The sequence below is a fragment of the Gemmatimonadales bacterium genome (assembly GCA_019637315.1).
Classification (GTDB): domain Bacteria; phylum Gemmatimonadota; class Gemmatimonadetes; order Gemmatimonadales; family GWC2-71-9; genus SHZU01.
In genome coordinates this window covers 102,920-118,833 of the sequence record JAHBVU010000007.1, presented here as the reverse complement: position 1 = coordinate 118,833, position 15,914 = coordinate 102,920, and the positions used below count along the sequence as shown (strand labels likewise).

Here is a 15,914-nt window from a genome sequence, read left to right as displayed (position 1 = left end):
ACCGGGGCGAGGACGGAGCGGGATCCGTGGTTCCGGTGCGGGATCTGGCGGGTGCGGCGGCGCGGATCTATCTTGCGCATTAGTAGACAATTTTGGCCAAAAAGGATAATTGCGATGTCGACAGCGGTTGAGCCCCGGCTCGGGGCCGCCCTCCGCGCCCTGCGTGCGCGTCACGGCTGGACCCTGGCGCAACTCAGTCAGCGGACCGGGCTTTCGATTTCGACGCTGTCGAAGGTGGAGCGCGACAAGATTTCCCTGACGTACGACAAGTTGCTGCAGGTGACCCGCGGAACCGGTGCTGACATCGCGGATCTCTTTGCCGCGCCCGGGTCTCGGGAGACACCCGGCGCCCGGCGGAGCATCAATCGGGTTGGCGGGGGAAAGCAGCTGCTGACGCCCGCCTATGACTACTGGTACCTGAGCACGGAGCTGGTCCGGAAGCGCTTCGTTCCAATGATCGGAATTCCGCTGGCCACCTCGCTGGCGGAGTTTGGTCCGCTGGTTCGGCACGAAGGCGAGGAGTTCGTTTTTGTGCTCGAGGGGGCCGTCGAGGTCCACACCGAAGACTACGCGCCCTTCGTGCTGCGGAAGGGCGAATCGGCGTACCTCGACAGTACCATGGGGCACGCCTACCTGCGCAAGGGACGCGGGCGCTGTCGCGTCCTGGCGGTCTGCTCCGCAGGCGACGAGGTCCTTATCAGGGCATTGGGTGGTACCACATCGACCCGGTCGCGCGCTGCGGGGGCGCCGCGACCCGTCCGAACTCGAAGGGGCAAGGTATGAGAGACGAAGCTCGATCCAGGTGGGCAGGGTGGAGATGCCGAGTCACCGCCGCGGCGGCGGTTGCCGTGATTGCAGGAGCCGTCGCCGACGCTGCCGCCCAGCGTCGAAGCGACCCCCTGGCGGGGCTCGATGCCTATGCGCGCACGACGCTGACCGCGCTGCGGGTCCCGGGGATCGCGATCGCGGTTGTGCGCAACGATTCCGTGGTGTTCAGCCGCGGCTTCGGCGTCCGCGCAGCTGGCGGCGCCGAGCTGGTCGACGACCGGACCCTGTTCTCGCTGGGCTCGTCCGGGAAGGCCTTCACGGCGGCTGCGGCAGCCGTGATGGTCTCTGATGGTGCGATGCGCTGGGACGACCCGATGGTGAGCCTGCTGCCCGGGTTCCGGCTGCACGATCCCTACCTGACGGCAACCGTGACGGTGCGCGATGCGCTGTCGCATCGAACCGGGTTGCCGCGAGGCGACCTGATCTGGATCGGCGCCGGCAACATCTCCCGCGCCGAGATCCTCAAACGGGTCAGCTATCTCGAGCCCACGTTCGGCCTCCGGGCGCACTGGGGCTACTCGAACATCATGTACCTTGCAGCCGGCGAAGCGGCGGGGGCGGTCTCGGGTCTCGGTTACGACGAGCTGGTCCGGCAGCGGTTGCTCCGCCCCTTGGGGATGACCGAGACGATCGTCAATCCCAGCACGATCGACGGCCTCGCCAACCTGGCGTCGGGCCATGCCCCAATGGGCGACAGCGTCTACCGAAAGCAGTTCTGGTTTGCCGATCGGATTGCCCCGGCTGGCGCGATGACGTCGAACGCCCGCGACATGGCGCAATGGCTTCGGTTCCAGCTCGGTGATGGCAGCTTTGGCGGACAGCGGGTCATGAGTCGCGAGGCGCTGGCCGAGATGCGCCGGCCCCAGAGCATCGTGCTCGGTGACAACGAGGTCGATTCGCTGCGGCGCTTCAGCACCTATGGAATGGGGTGGTTCGTCGAGGACTACCGGGGTGCGCTGATCTGGCACCACGGCGGCGCCACCGACGGCACCACGACTATGGTGGCCATGCTGCCGGAACATCGGCTGGGTGTGGTGGTGCTCACCAACGTGGCGAGCACCGTGGCCCCGACCGCGCTGATGCGCTACGTCTTCGATCGGCACCTCGGTGCCCCGCTCAAGGATTGGGTGGCTGAGGCGTCCGACCGTGCTGCCCGAGCGCGGGTCATGCAGGACTCGAGCGCGCGAGCCCTCGAGCGCACCCGGGTCGGGGGCAAGCCTCCCGCACCTGCCGAGCGGTATGCTGGCGCCTATCGGGACGCCATGTACGGCGACTTCACGGTCCGGCAGCAGGGCGACGATCTGGTCGCAACGCGGGGTGAGTGGACTGGTCGGCTCGAGTACTGGAACGGCAACACCTTCCGATGGGATCTGACGGGCGCAATGGGGACGCTCCAGCCGTATGTCTTCGTCCGGTTCGACGCCGAACCGAATGGCACGGTCTCGGCCGCTTCGTTCGGCCTCACGCCGGCCGAGCGGGCCTCGTTCCGCAGGGTGGTCGAGCGGCGGTGACTTTGAGGGGAGGCGTTTCGGGTCGGGCCGGCTAAATTACGTCGAGTCCTTCGCCCGAGTTGTGAATGTCGCACGGCCCCAGGTCGGCCGCGGAACCGCCCATTGCCCGGAATCCGGGGACGCTCCTCGAACTCGACTGGGTGCGAGACGCGCGTGTCAACCGCAGCGCGGTCGAGCGTCGGGCGGCCTCGCTCCCGGCTCGCCGGACGGTCAAGAAGGAGTGGCAGCTCGGCTGGCTGCTGCGGGCCGTGACGTTGATGGATCTGACCACCCTTCAGGGTGACGATACAGCCGATCGGGTCCGGCGTCTCTGTGCCAAAGCCAGGCGGCCGATTCGGGATGACTTACTCGTGTCGCTCGGTGTGCACGACCTGCCGGTCACCGTCGGGGCGGTTTGTGTGTACCACGCCTTCGTGCCGACCGCGGTAACCGCGCTGGCCGGCAGCGGAGTTCCGGTAGCCGCCGTCTCGACCGGATTTCCCGCCGGGCTCTCCCCCTTCGAAACTCGACTGGCCGAAATCCACGCCTCGGTCGCGGCCGGCGCGAGCGAGATCGATATCGTGATCACGCGCGCGCACGTACTTGGCGGCCAATGGGACGCCTTGTACGATGAGGTCCGGGCCTTCCGCGAGGCGTGCGGCTCGGCGCACCTGAAGACCATCCTTGCGACCGGCGACCTCGGCACCCTTCGTGACGTCTATCGGGCCAGCCTGGTCTGCATGATGGCCGGCGCCGACTTCATCAAGACGTCGACCGGCAAAGAAGCCGTCAATGCCACGCTGCCGGTCGGCCTCGTAATGGCCCGCGCTATTCGGAGCTACCGCGAGCGCACCGGGCACGTCGTCGGGTTCAAGCCGGCCGGCGGTATTCGGCGTGCCAAGGAAGCCCTCGACTGGCTCGCCATGATCAAGGAAGAATTGGGCGATCGCTACCTGCGTCCGGACCTGTTTCGGTTCGGGGCCAGCACCCTGCTGGCCGACATCGAACGCCAGCTCGAGTTCCATGTGACCGGTCGCTACTCGGCCGCGTACCGCCACCCGGTGGCGTGATGGAGAGGCCGTCATGAGTCGGGTCCGAGACGAATTCGAAGGTATGAACTGGGGACCGGCGCCGGAGTCGACCACCGAGGTGGCCGCCTGGCTTGCCGGGCATGAGCGGCGGTTTGGCCACTTCATCAACGGCGTGCTGGAAGCCCCGGGGGCGGACCTGTTCGCGACGATCAACCCCGCCAATGGCGACGAGGTGGCCCGTGTGACCCAGGGCTCGGCCGATGATGTCGCTCGGGCGGTCAGCGCCGCGCGCGAGGCGCAGTCCGCCTGGGAGGGGCTTGGTGGGCATGGGCGGGCCCGGTACCTCTATGCCATCGCACGCCAGCTCCAGCGGCAGAGCCGGCTCTTTGCGGTGCTCGAAACGCTCGACAACGGCAAGCCGATTCGCGAGTCGCGCGATATCGACGTGCCGCTGGTGGCGCGCCACTTCTATCATCATGCCGGCTGGGCAGAGCTGATGAGTGAAGAACTGCCTGGGTACGGCCCTGTCGGGGTGGTCGGGCAGATCGTTCCCTGGAATTTCCCGCTGCTGATGCTGGCGTGGAAGATTGCTCCCGCGCTTGCCATGGGGAACACGGTTGTTCTCAAGCCCGCAGAGTTCACCCCGCTCACGGGCCTGCTGTTTGGCGAGCTCTGCCGCTCGGTCGGTCTCCCGGCGGGGGTCGTCAACATCGTAACGGGAGACGGGCGCACTGGCGAGGCGCTGGTACGGCATCCCGATGTCGACAAGATCGCGTTTACCGGCTCGACCGAGGTGGGCCGGGCTATCCGGGTTGCCACGGCGGGGTCCGGCAAGAAGCTGTCGCTCGAACTCGGGGGCAAGAGTCCCTTCATCGTCTTCGACGATGCCGATCTCGACAGCGTCGTCGAGGGTGTTGTGGATGCGATTTGGTTCAATCAGGGGCAGGTCTGCTGCGCGGGGTCGCGGATTCTTGCTCAAGAACCGATCGCGGCTCTACTGGTCGACAAGCTCCGCGCCCGAATGGAAAGGCTCCGGATTGGCAACCCGCTCGACAAGGCGGTCGACATGGGCGCCATCGTGGCGCCCGCGCAGCTCGACCGGATTCGGGGTCTGGTCGAGCAGGGAGAGCAGGAGGGAGCCACCCGCTGGCAGCCCAGCTGGGCGTGTCCTGTCGACGGCCTCTTTTATCCGCCGACTCTCTTTACCGACGTAGCGCCGGCATCGACTATTGCGCAGGTCGAGATCTTCGGTCCTGTCGTCGTGATGATGACGTTCCGGACTCCGGCGGAGGCCGTCGAACTCGCGAACAATACACCGTATGGTCTTGCCGCCAGCATCTGGACCGAGAACCTCAATACCGCGCTCGACATCGCACCGCAGGTCAAGGCCGGAACCGTCTGGATCAACTGCACCAACGTCTTCGACGCGGCAAGCGGCTTCGGGGGCTATCGGGAGAGCGGTTTCGGTCGTGAAGGGGGGAAGGAAGGCCTCTGGGAGTACGTCACGGCCGCGCCGAGATCACCCGCCCGTACCAAGCTGGCTCGCAGGCGGCGAGCCAGTCGTTCTCGGGCCGGGGGGGAGCTGCCGCCGGTCGATCGAACCTACAAGCTGTACATTGGGGGGAAGCAGGTTCGGCCCGACTCGGGCTATGTGCTCGATGCTCTGGGCCCGGATGGCCGAGCGGTCGGGCAGGTGGGGCACGGGAATCGGAAGGATATCCGGAACGCCGTCGAAGCCGCTCGCGGCGCGCAGCCGGGGTGGAGCAAGCTCTCGGGGCACCAGCGGGCCCAGATTCTCTACTACCTGGGCGAGAATCTCGATCAGCGGCGGGACGAGCTGGCCCGGGGGCTCGTTCGGTCGGCCGGGGTGGCGGAGGCGGACGCCGACCGGGAGCTCGAGGTCGCCTTGCGACGGATCTATCATGCGGCCGCCTGGGCGGACAAGTATGACGGCCGAGTGCACGGCACGCCGTATCGGAACGTGACGGTGGCCATGGTGGAGCCGTTAGGCGTGATCGGGATTGCCGCGCCAGAGGCGCCCAGCCTGGCGGGGTTTCTCTCGCTCGTGCTGCCGGCGATTGCCATGGGCAACACCGTCGTGGCGGTTCCTTCGGAGCGGTTTCCCCTTACCGCGCTCGACTGTTACCAGCTTTTCGACACGTCCGACCTGCCTGGTGGCGTAGTCAACATCGTGTCCGGGCGGACCGCGGAACTGGTCCCGGTCCTTGCTGCGCACGACGATGTCGACGGGTTCTGGTACTGCGGCGCACCGGAGTTGGGGAGCGACGTCGAGCGGCTGTCCGCCGGCAATCTCAAGCGTACCTGGGTGGATCGGGAACCGGAGCGGGACTGGCTCGAGCTGGAGCCGCCCTCCGACGAGTTGCTGCGGGCAGCGACGCAGGTCAAGAATATCTGGATTCCCTACGGCGCCTGATGCGCCTGGGAAGGGCAGTGCAGGCAGGACAGCAGGATTCAGCTTCCATCGCAGTTCAATCATCTGGAGGACGGTATGGGTCGTTTCCGTAGCGCGGGGGCGTTGATCGCGCTCGCCGTCAGCGCGGGCGCAGTCGCCGCGCAAGAAGTGCCGTCGGACACGCTGCTTACGGTGCAGCACTATCTCAACTGGGAGCAGGTCAGCGATCCGCAGCTTTCGCCCGACGGAACCCAGATCGTGTTTACTCGCCGCTGGATCAACCAGATCGAGGATCGCTGGGACAGCGCGATCTGGATCATGGATGCCAACGGCTCTCGTCAGCGCTACCTGCTGAAAGGGGGCAGTCCGCGCTGGTCGCCCGACGGCAGTCGGATCGCGTACATTGCGGAGGCGGACGGCAAGGCGCAGATCTTCGTGCGCTGGATGGACGCGGAGGGGGCGGTGTCGCAGGTGACCCGACTGCTCGAGTCGCCGGGCAGCCTCGCCTGGTCGCCCGATGGCAAGTGGCTTTCGTTCACGAGTCTGGTGCGGTTTGAACGGCCCTGGAGCATCAGTATGCCGACGCCGCCCGCCGGTGCCAAGTGGACGCCGGCTCCGCGGCGGGTCACCGACCTGCACTATCGCCAGGATCGCGCGGGCTACTTCCAGCTGGCCCACCTGCATCTCTTCATGGTACCCGCCGATGGCGGCACCGCGCGTCAGCTGACGCAGGGCAACTTCGATCTCGGCGCTCGGATGGACCGACTGGGCTTCGGCGGCGCCGGCTATGACTGGACGCCGGATAGCAAGTCGATCGTGGTGGAAGGATTCTTCGAGGGCAACGCCGACGCCAACTACCGCAACTCGCAGCTGGCTGCGGTCAACGTCCAGTCCGGCGAGCTGCGCATTCTGACGCGCACGCCCGGGGCCTGGAGCAGTCCGGCCATCTCACCGGACGGCAAGACGGTTGCCTATGCGGGCTACGACTCGACCCGGAAGAGCTATAAGACGGCCGAGCTGTACTTCATGGGCATCGATGGCAGCAATCCGCGGCTGGCATCGGGCGATCTCGACCGCGACGTTGGCGGCATCACATGGGCTTCTGATGGCAGCGGCGTCTACTACGGAGCGCAGGACAAGGGAACCTCCCAGCTCTTCTTCACGCCGCTTCGTGGCGGGTACCGTCAGGTCACGTCGGGTATGCACATGCTCAACGTGACGTCGATCTCGAAGACCGGTATCGCGGTCGGAACCTTGAGTTCCCCCCATCAGCCGGGGGATGTCGTTCGCCTGGCGCTGGCGCGGCCTACGGAGATTACCCGCCTGACCGCCGTAAACGACGATGTCCTGGCCGGGATCAAGCTCGGTGAGGTCGAGGAGATCTGGTACACGTCGTCGGGCGGTACGCGGGTGCATGGTTGGATCGTCAAGCCGCCCAACTTCGACCCGAACCGCAAGTATCCGCTGGCAATGGAAATCCACGGCGGGCCGCACGGCATGTACAACGTCGCGTTCAATTACATGTTCCAGAACTTTGCCGCCAACGGCAACGTGGTGCTGTACACCAACCCGCGCGGCAGCACCGGGTACGGCACCGAGTTCGGCAACGCGATCGAACGCGCCTATCCGAGCGTCGACTACGACGATCTGATGGCCGGCGTCGACGCCGTGATCGACCGCGGGTATATCGACACCAAGCGGATGTATGTGGGTGGCTGCAGTGGCGGTGGCGTGCTTTCGAGCTGGGTCATCGGACAGACGACCCGGTTTGCCGCGGCTGCGGTGCGTTGCCCCGTGACCAATTGGCTCAGCATGGCAGGCACCACCGACGTGCCGCTCTTTACCGACAACTTCTTCGACAAGCCGTTCTGGGAAGATCCGATGCCATGGCTCAAGCAGTCGCCGCTGATGTATGTCGGCAACGTCAAGACGCCGACCCTGATCATGACGGGCGACGACGACATCCGGACCCCGATGGCGCAGTCGGAGGAGTATTTTGCCGCGCTCAAGCGCCTTGGTGTCCCGACCGAGCTGCTGCGGTTCAACGGTGAGGCACACGGTACCTCATCCAAGCCGTCCAACTTCATGCGGACGCAGCTCTACATGATGAGCTGGTACAAGAAGTACGGCGATCAGTCGGCGGGCGCGACGCCCTGATTGCTGCGCGAGATGTCGGCTCCGGAGCGCCCATAGCGGGTGCACCGGAGCCGTCGTCGTTTTCAGTCGCTTCAATACAGCCGAAGTGAAGCAGACTCGACGTTTGTCCAGGCTGTGACCTCGGAGATTCTGAGTGAGGCTGCCACACCCGTTCCCATGAACGCCAACGTCGACTCCCGCGACGGTACCGGGGAGCGGACGCAGGTCGCATGGCTTACCCGCCAGGAACGCGCCGCGCTGGAACTCGGGGCGACCTACTCCGTGCGAATAGCGGTCAGCGGGTCGACCCGAACTGCTCGACGTACGGGAGCGAGGCAGCCGGCCAGGGTCATGATCAGGCAGAGGACGATCACGATGGCGAACGTCAGCGGGTCACTGGCTGGAACACCGAACAGCGCTGCCTGCAGTGCGCGGCCGGCAAAGTAGGCAACCGCCGCACCGAGCGCGATGCCGGTCAGCGCCATGGCGGCGCCTTGTTTGAGCACCAGGTGGATCACGCGCGTGCTCCCAGCGCCCAGCGCCATGCGAACGCCGATTTCCCGGGATCGCTGCGCAACCATGAATGACAGTAGCCCGTGAATGCCGACCGCGGCCAGCAGCAGGGCCACCGCCGCGAGGACCCCTAAGACCTGGAGCTGCGCAGCACGAGACACTGTTTGCCCCGCAAGTACCTCCGCCATCGTCTGCGGATCCGAGATCGGTTGATCCGGGTAGGCTGCCCGGATGATTCGCGTCAGGGCCGGAAGGAGGACCTCGGGTGACTGCCCGGATCGGACGGCCAGGTCCTTGGGCCAGTAATAGGGCAGCATACCGTCCGGGATCTGCGCCGCCGCCAGGAAGACCTGGGGTTCGGACTGTCGTTCGAGCCCGCGGACCTTGGTATCGGCCACGACGCCGACGACCTCGCGTTCGGCGAAGGCGATATGGAATCGTCGGCCGATCGGGTTTTCCCCCGGCCAGTACCGGTTGGCAAAGGATTGGCTGACGACGGCGACGTACCGGGTGTCCTGACGGTCGTCGCGGGTCACATCACGCCCGTCGAGCAATGCGATACCCATGGTGCGGAAGTATCCCGGCGTGAGATAGCGGAGGCTTGCGGTGTTGGCTTCGCTGAAGGTACCCGTCAGGTCGTTGACCGAGACTGGCCAGATCATGCCGCCGCAGACCATGGGAAGGCAGCTGACATAGGCCGCGCCTTCGACTCCCGGGATGTCCTCGACCGCGTTCAGGATGTCTCGGTAGAAACGCTCTCGGGAGGCGACGGTCGCGAACCTGGGTGCAGACAGCGCCGTCCGAAGCGTGAAGACGCCGGCGCTTTGGAACCCCGGATCGACGTCCTGGACTTTCGCAATGGCACGCATCAGCAGGCCGGCGCCGATCAGCAGGACCACCGAGGCTGCGATCTCGACCGTTACCAGGACTGTGCGCAGCCGGACCTTGGCGCGGTCGTCGCGCCCGGCACCTCGCAACTCATCGGCGTCGAGCGTGCCTCGGCGCCGAATGACCGGGATGATCGCGAAGAGAATGCTCGTCAGCACCGTAGCGACAGCTGCGAATGCCAGGACCCGGAGGTTGACCGCAGGCGCGCCGCCGTAGGCAAGTCCGTCCGGAATCAGTCGTGCGAGCAACGGCATCGCCGCCACCGCTGTGAGAACGCCACAGGCGCCGCCGAGCACAGCGATGACCATACCTTCGGTGACCAGCTGCCGAACCACGCGCTCTCGTCCAGCGCCTAACGCGGCGCGGACGGCCAGTTCTCGCTGGCGGCTCAGTCCGCGTGCCAGGAGCAGGTTGCCGAGATTGGCGCAGGCAATCAGCAGAATACAGAGTGAGGCTCCTGACAGTGCCCAGAGGAGCGTGCGGCTTCCCGCAGTGATCCCGTCGCGGAGGTCGCCGATGGCCACCCCTGAATCGGTGCTGGTTTCGGGGTGCGACTGGGCGATCCGGCTCGCGACGACGTCGAGCTCGGCTTGAGCCTGAGGCCGGGTTGCATCCGGAGCGAGCCGCGCGACAACGAGATACGAGTGATCGTTGCGGTTCTCGAACCCGCCTTCATGGAACGCGATTCCAATCCAGAGTCGGGTTCGAGATGACGGGAACTGAAAGTCTGGCGGCATGACCCCTACGACCCGAAAGGCGCGATCGTCGAGGGTAATTGTTCTATCGAGGATGCCGGGGTCGCCCCCGAAGCGGCTCTGCCAGAGTGCGTAGCTCAGGATCACCGTGTGGGGGGCCCCGGCCACGTCGTCCGCAGAGAATCGCCGTCCGATCATCGGCTGGACTCGCAGCGTCTCGAGCACCGACTTCTCGACGACCGAAACGTCGAGCCGTTCCGGCGTGTCTTGGCCCGTCAGATTGACGGCCATCGACAGATAGGCACCCATCGACTCGAACGATCGAGTGCCCTCGCGCCAGTCTCGGTAGGTGGCTGGCGCGGCCTCGAGTTGGGTATAGCCCGGCTTCGTCTCCCAAAGACGAACGAGACGGCCGGCATCGTCGTAGGGAAGGGGCCGAAGCAGCACAAAGTCGGTGACCGAGAATGAAGCGGCGTTGGCGCCGACCCCGAGCGCCGTGACGAGCACGGCTGTGACGGTAAAGCCGGGATTGCGCGCGAAGGCTCGGAAAACGAATCGAAGGTCTTGCCGTAGGATGTCCCAGTGCGATGCGGCCGCGCTGACCAGGATGTCACCGGCCGCCGCAAGCCACAGCCAGGCGACTTCGAGTATGCCGTGAGCCGCCCGGCGTCGGGTCGCGAAGATCGCTTCCATCTCTGCACCGAACTCCCGCCGGAAGCTGGCGGGAAGGAGATGGAGCAAGGCACGATAGGCGCGCATCAGGCGCGGCGCGGAATCAGGCCTGACGCTTGAGCCATGCGGACCAACTCGGTCAGCCGGGCCGCCTCAGCGCGGGCAACGCTGGTCCCAAACGGCGTGATCTGGTAGTACCGGCGGCGTTCGTCGTCGAACTCGGGGGCGGGGCGGCTTCGGGTCTCGACGACAAGACCCTGCTCGACCATTCGCTGAATCGAGCGGTAGAGGGTCCCGGCACCCAGGGTGAGGCCGCCGCCCGTTCGAGTTGCGACCGACTGGATGATGGCGTATCCGTGCAGCGTTTCGTCTGCAAGGGCCAGCAGGATGTGGAACGTGACTGGCGGCAGGGGCAACAGGCTGTCGATGGGACGGGACGAGGGACGCATCGCGTAAATATAGCCATAGTGGCTATATACGCAATGGTAGTATTCAGGAGCCTCGTGGCCTGAGCTGCACTCAGCGCGTGCTCGGACTGGCCGCCGTATCGGCAAGTTCGGCCCGATACCGCGATGCCACCTCTTCATCGCCGAGCGCCTCGTGCGCGGCCAGCAGGTCGATTCGCACCGCCCGGAGCCACCCGGAGCTCGGGTCGACTTGCGCCCTCATGATCTCGTAGCCCGCCCGGGACTCGACTGCTGCTTCGGCGTTCCGGCCGAGTCGCTGCAATGCCCGGCCGAGTTTGATCCTGGCGATACCGGTGTTGGTGTGCTGGGGCGACTGCCGTTCCGAGAAGATTGCAATCGCCTCTCGAAACAGGGGAACAGCCTCTTCGTACTGGCCGCTCACGAGATGGACATGTGCCAGGTTGGAAATGGCCACGCCGACCGTATAGTGCGTGCTGTCATAAGCGCCTCGATAGATGCGGAGCACGCGCGCATAGGCCTTCTCCGACTCGGGCAGCCGTCCCAGGTGTGCTGCTACATTGCCGACTTCGTTCATCACCGAGGCCACCTTTGGGTGGTCACTGCCGTAGACGCGCTCCTGAATGGCCAGCGCGCGGTGGAGGATGGACCACGCTTCCTCGGTCTTATGCTGGAACAGCAACGGGCGGCTCAGCATGGTGAGACCGTCGGCAACTTTGGGGTGGTTGCCGCCATAGAACTCTTCCGTGATGCTCAGTGCTTCCCGATAGGTCCCCTCTGCATCGGGGTGGCGACCCTGCTCGAACGCGACGGCGCCGATATTGATGAGATCGCCTGCCACCAGCGGATGGCGAGGTCCGTACCGGGCCTGGTGGAAGTCTCGGAGCAGGCGGAAGAGAGAGTCGGCCGCGCCGTACTGGCCGGCGTAGAAGTAGCTGTTCCCGAGTTCTGTCACGGCCAGGGCATACGTCGGATCCTCGTGACGCCGGGGCGACGCGCTGGCTGCCGAAAGCGTGAGCTCCGCAATCGACTCCTCGTACTGCCCACGTTCCTGCAGGATCTTACCAAGGGCGACGCGTGCTGCCGTCATAGTCGGGTCATCGGACGGTCGCCCGCGTTCGAGGAGGGCCAAGGCCGGGCGTACAAGCGCATCGGCATCGTCATACCGTGCCTGCTCGATCCGGAGTTCTCCGAGCGCCAGTTCGCTTGCCGCGACGTCGGCATGGTCTGCACCCAGCAACGCTCGCCGGCGTTCGAGCGCCAGCGAGAGCAGGGAATCGGCGCGCTCGAGTTGGCCCAGCTGATGTGAGATGCCGCCCAGTGTGTGGTACAGGTCGGCCTGCAGGCGTGGCTCGGCGTCGAGGGTGCGGGCTTCATCGAGGCCGCGGTCGAGCAGAGTGACTACTCGCAGACTGTCGGCCGGCCCTGCGGTTTCGTCGCCGCCGCGGAACATTGCGAACACGAAGCGCTGAATTCGTTGTGTGCGTGTCGCCTCGGCCAGCGCCGCTTCTCGAGCCCGGGAGAGTTGAACCGTGTAGAACGTCATCAGGGCGATGAGCGTGACAAGCGTTGCTGCCGCCGCAAGTGCCGCAGCCCGATGACGCTTGAGCAGTTTACCGATTCGATAGGCTATGGTGTCGGGTTGGGCCGCGAGTGGTTCACCCGCCAGGTAACGATCGATGTCCTTGATCAGCGCGTCGATGGTACGATATCGCCGTGCTGCGTCCTTATGCATCGCGGTGAGGCACAGCACATCGAGATCAGACCAGGCAGCGCGGCCCGCAGGTGCAGCCCAGGCGTGTTGGCGGGCTTCGAGCGACGGCCGCTCGGGGTCGCGCTCGAGCACCAGGCGCTCGGCCTCGCCGGGGGTCTTTCCGGCGAGGTCGAACGGTGTGCGGCCGGCGAGGACTTCATACAGGATGACGCCCAGGGAGTAGATGTCTGTGTGAATGCCGATCGGATCACCGCGGAGTTGTTCGGGCGCGGCGTAGGCTGGCGTCATCAAGCGGAGGCCGGTCCGTGTCTGGTCGGCTGGTGTTTCGAGATCCTCCAAGTGTTTGGCAATCCCGAAATCGAGCAGTTTGACGCTGCCGTCATCCCGAACCAGGATGTTCGAAGGCTTGAGGTCGCGATGAACGATCAGATGTCGGTGTGCATGCTCGACGGCTTCGGCAACCGCGCGGATCAGCAGCAGCCGCTCCTGCACCGAGGATTGCTGCTCCCGACAGTACTCTGTCAGCCGGCGGCCATCGACGAACTCGAGGGCGAACCACGGCGTGCCGTCTGGCAGCGTGTCGGCGTGGTAAAGCTGAGCGATGGCCGGATGATTGAGCCGCGCCAGCGTCTGCTGCTCGACTGAGAAACGTTCCCGTCGTGCGGGCGAGACCGCAGCATCGCGCAGTACCTTGATGGCAACCTGCTGATTCACGTCACGGCGCTCAGCGCGATAGACGACGCCCATCCCTCCCTGGCCGACCAGGTCGAGGACCCGATAGGGCCCGAACGTGCGCCCCGCCAGTGTGCCGTGGTCCTCCCGACGCACCAGGGATGCGGCCACCGCGGCCAAATCCTGCTCGAGCAGTCCATCGCGCTGCGCGTCGGCCGCCAACATGTGGGCGACCTCGTCGAGCAGCGCGCTGTCGCCGCCGCACTCATTCAGGAGCCAGGCGGACCGTTCCTTCGGGGGCCGATTGAGCGCGGCGTGGAAGAGGCTCTGGATCCGATCCCAGCGGGTCTCGTCCATCATGCGCGTTTGCCGTCGACTGGTGCTGCGTCGTGGGCCAGGTGGGCGCCGAGCCAGGCCTTGGCGGCCCGCCAGTCCCGGCTGACGGTTGCCGGTCCGACCTCCAGCAACTCCGCAATCTCGTGGATGTCGAATCCACCGAAGTAGCGCAGTTCTACGACGCGCGCTTGGCGTGGCGCATGCGTGGCAAGCGACTCGAGCGTGTCGTGCAGCAGCAGCACGTCGTCGCCAGTCGGGCCGGCGTCGTTCAGGTCGTCGCCGTAAGTGATGAGGGCGGGCCCGGCCCCGCGCTTCTCGGTGAGACGGCGGCGGGCGAGATCGACCACGATCTGGCGCATGGCGCGCGCCGCGAGGCGGCGGAAATGCAGCCGCGACTCGGTTGTCACGCCAGCGCGGCCCTGGAGCTTGAGCCATGCCTCGTGGACGAGTGCGGTTGGGCTCAGACTGCTGTTCGGATCGTTCTGTCGTACCGTGGCCGCGAGGCGGCGAAGTTCCTCGTACGCCAGACTGAACAACTCGTCGAGCGAGGGGTGTGTTGGCGGCATCAGATTTCGGATACTATCGCGCCTCGAGGGCTATCGCAACCGTTCCTCAGGACCTCTCGTCGGTGTACGTCATGGGTGATGACAAAGGGCGGCGGAGTTTCTCGTAGTGAAGGCAACGGCCGCTGCGCCGCGACGTGGACCAGCGTGCGGCCCGTTCTCGAGGTCGACCTTCACAAGGAGAGATCCATGGGTGCGTTACTCGCGTTGGCAGGGCTCGTGGGCGCGTTCGTATTCGCATTTCGGGCGCAGGCAAGCATGTTCGGAAAGGGTGAGCGTCGCAACATGGTCGCGGCGCAGGCGGCGTACGCGCGGTTGGTACGGGAGGCGCCCGATGATCCCGAGGCGAGACTCTCCGAGGCCGAGTATGTGCAGCGACACATGAAGAAGACGCCGTCCGCCGTGCTCAACTGGATCCTGGCGATCCTGTGCATGGTCGTGGTGTCGCCCCTCGGTTGTATCGTCATGGCCGCTAGTTGAAGCGCAGTGGCTGCAATGCTGGGGCCGTGGGGATGGCTTCCGCTTCCCCGCGGCCCCCGGCCCGTTCTATGCCGTCCGTTCGCTGGGCGTGTTCCGCTTGCTGTGTGCCAGAGCCGCGACGATGCCGCCCGCAAGCAGCGGAAGAAGAAAGAGGATCGCCTGGCGCGTGAAGAGCAGCGGAAGGATTGCGCCAGCCAACATCAGCACACTCCCGGCTAGAAACTTCCTCCTGAATGAGAGAATCCCGCCCGCGACGCCGGCCGCGAGACTGCCGACAAGCAGCAGACCGGCGATCCCGAAGTTGCGAAGCTGCTCGCCGCCTGCGAGACGTTGGAGTTCGTTGAGCTGGCCATAATCGGCCAACCATTTCATGCCCAGGGCGCCCGCGATGAGCCCGCCGACGATACCGAGGATGAGGGCTGCGTTTCGCATCGATGTGCCTCCTGATCTGGTGGTCTCGCGTCGTTCGCCGAGTTGGCTTTCGGGTATGGAGGATCACCGGTTGGGACGAGGCGTGGGTTTCGACGGGGCGTATCCCTCACCGACGTCTGCCGGTGCTAGAAGTCGATGTCAAACACCCCGTCGGTCACTGTCAGGGTTCCGGACGCACCGCCGCTGATGGCATCAACGGTGAGCTGGAAGGTTCCCGCGACTCGATTGGCGGTGAGGATGGAGATCGTGATCGTTCCGCTACCCATGTTGCCGCCGGCGCCCCAAGCCGCGTTGCCGATCGTGACGCCGGCACTGACCAAGTTCCCCGGCGCGATGGTGAAGGTCCCGGTGCTGAGGTTCTGAATCTGGAAGCCGATGGCGCGCAGGTCGGCACTGCCGCCGTTGACGGCGGTGATGCCACCGCTCTCCAGCACGGTTGTCTGGATCGCGACGAAGCGGTCGCCGTCGATGCGGGCGGTCATCGGGCCGGGTTCGTTCGGGTCGGTGGAGCCGTCGCCGCCACATGCCGCAGCCGCGGCAAGGCAGGTGACGGCCGTATATCGTCTCCAGGTTCGGAGCATCGGCGCCGTCCTTTCGTGTGGCAGTGATGAACCCCGGCCACAGTC

General features: G+C 65.8%; 12 protein-coding genes. 6 read left to right on the top strand and 6 right to left on the bottom strand.

Annotated elements, in window-relative coordinates; genetic code table 11:
• Positions 1 to 114: 114 nt before the first annotated feature.
• The 5 genes from KF785_08585 (at position 115) to KF785_08565 (ending at position 7,919) form a co-directional block, all read left to right on the top strand.
• Positions 115 to 783: a helix-turn-helix transcriptional regulator gene (locus tag KF785_08585; protein MBX3146816.1), complete on the top strand. Its 669-nt coding sequence runs from the start codon at positions 115 to 117 to the stop codon at positions 781 to 783.
• A complete protein-coding gene (locus KF785_08580) occupies positions 780 to 2,339 on the top strand; it encodes a serine hydrolase (GenBank protein MBX3146815.1) in 1,560 nt (519 codons plus the stop codon). The genes KF785_08585 and KF785_08580 overlap by 4 nt, the downstream gene beginning before the upstream one ends.
• Positions 2,340 to 2,404: 65 nt before the next feature.
• Entirely contained in the window at positions 2,405 to 3,388 is a 984-nt protein-coding gene (gene deoC / locus KF785_08575) for a deoxyribose-phosphate aldolase (protein ID MBX3146814.1), read from the top strand.
• A 13-nt stretch (positions 3,389 to 3,401) separates the two neighbouring features.
• Positions 3,402 to 5,783 (top strand): aldehyde dehydrogenase family protein, encoded by a 2,382-nt coding sequence (locus tag KF785_08570; GenBank protein MBX3146813.1) that lies wholly within the window; start codon positions 3,402 to 3,404, stop codon positions 5,781 to 5,783.
• Positions 5,784 to 5,858: 75 nt separating this feature from the next.
• A complete protein-coding gene (locus KF785_08565; protein ID MBX3146812.1) occupies positions 5,859 to 7,919 on the top strand; it encodes a S9 family peptidase in 2,061 nt (686 codons plus the stop codon).
• A 254-nt stretch (positions 7,920 to 8,173) separates the two neighbouring features.
• Here the strand turns inward: KF785_08565 and KF785_08560 are convergent, their stop codons facing one another.
• The 4 genes from KF785_08560 to KF785_08545 form a co-directional block, all read right to left on the bottom strand.
• Positions 8,174 to 10,753: an ABC transporter permease gene (locus KF785_08560; GenBank protein MBX3146811.1), complete on the bottom strand. Its 2,580-nt coding sequence runs from the start codon at positions 10,751 to 10,753 to the stop codon at positions 8,174 to 8,176.
• Entirely contained in the window at positions 10,753 to 11,115 is a 363-nt protein-coding gene (locus KF785_08555) for a helix-turn-helix transcriptional regulator (protein MBX3146810.1), read from the bottom strand. Before KF785_08555 ends, KF785_08560 begins: the two co-directional genes overlap by 1 nt.
• A gap of 70 nt (positions 11,116 to 11,185) precedes the next feature.
• The gene (locus KF785_08550) at positions 11,186 to 13,837 is read right to left on the bottom strand and encodes a serine/threonine protein kinase (GenBank protein MBX3146809.1); all 2,652 of its coding nucleotides are present in this window, start codon (positions 13,835 to 13,837) and stop codon (positions 11,186 to 11,188) included.
• Complete coding sequence (locus KF785_08545; protein ID MBX3146808.1) at positions 13,834 to 14,379, bottom strand: sigma-70 family RNA polymerase sigma factor; 546 nt, start codon at positions 14,377 to 14,379, stop codon at positions 13,834 to 13,836. Before KF785_08545 ends, KF785_08550 begins: the two co-directional genes overlap by 4 nt.
• A gap of 186 nt (positions 14,380 to 14,565) precedes the next feature.
• Between KF785_08545 and KF785_08540 the strand changes: the two genes are divergently transcribed.
• Positions 14,566 to 14,856: a hypothetical protein gene (locus tag KF785_08540; protein ID MBX3146807.1), complete on the top strand. Its 291-nt coding sequence runs from the start codon at positions 14,566 to 14,568 to the stop codon at positions 14,854 to 14,856.
• 66 nt (positions 14,857 to 14,922) lie between these two features.
• On the opposite strand, the gene KF785_08535 is transcribed toward KF785_08540, so the two are convergent.
• Together KF785_08535 and KF785_08530 are read right to left on the bottom strand one after the other, a co-directional pair.
• Positions 14,923 to 15,288, bottom strand: coding sequence for a hypothetical protein (locus KF785_08535; GenBank protein ID MBX3146806.1), 366 nt, complete (start codon positions 15,286 to 15,288; stop codon positions 14,923 to 14,925).
• A gap of 125 nt (positions 15,289 to 15,413) precedes the next feature.
• Positions 15,414 to 15,770, bottom strand: coding sequence for a hypothetical protein (locus KF785_08530; GenBank protein MBX3146805.1), 357 nt, complete (start codon positions 15,768 to 15,770; stop codon positions 15,414 to 15,416).
• Between the last annotated feature and the right edge of the window lie 144 nt (positions 15,771 to 15,914).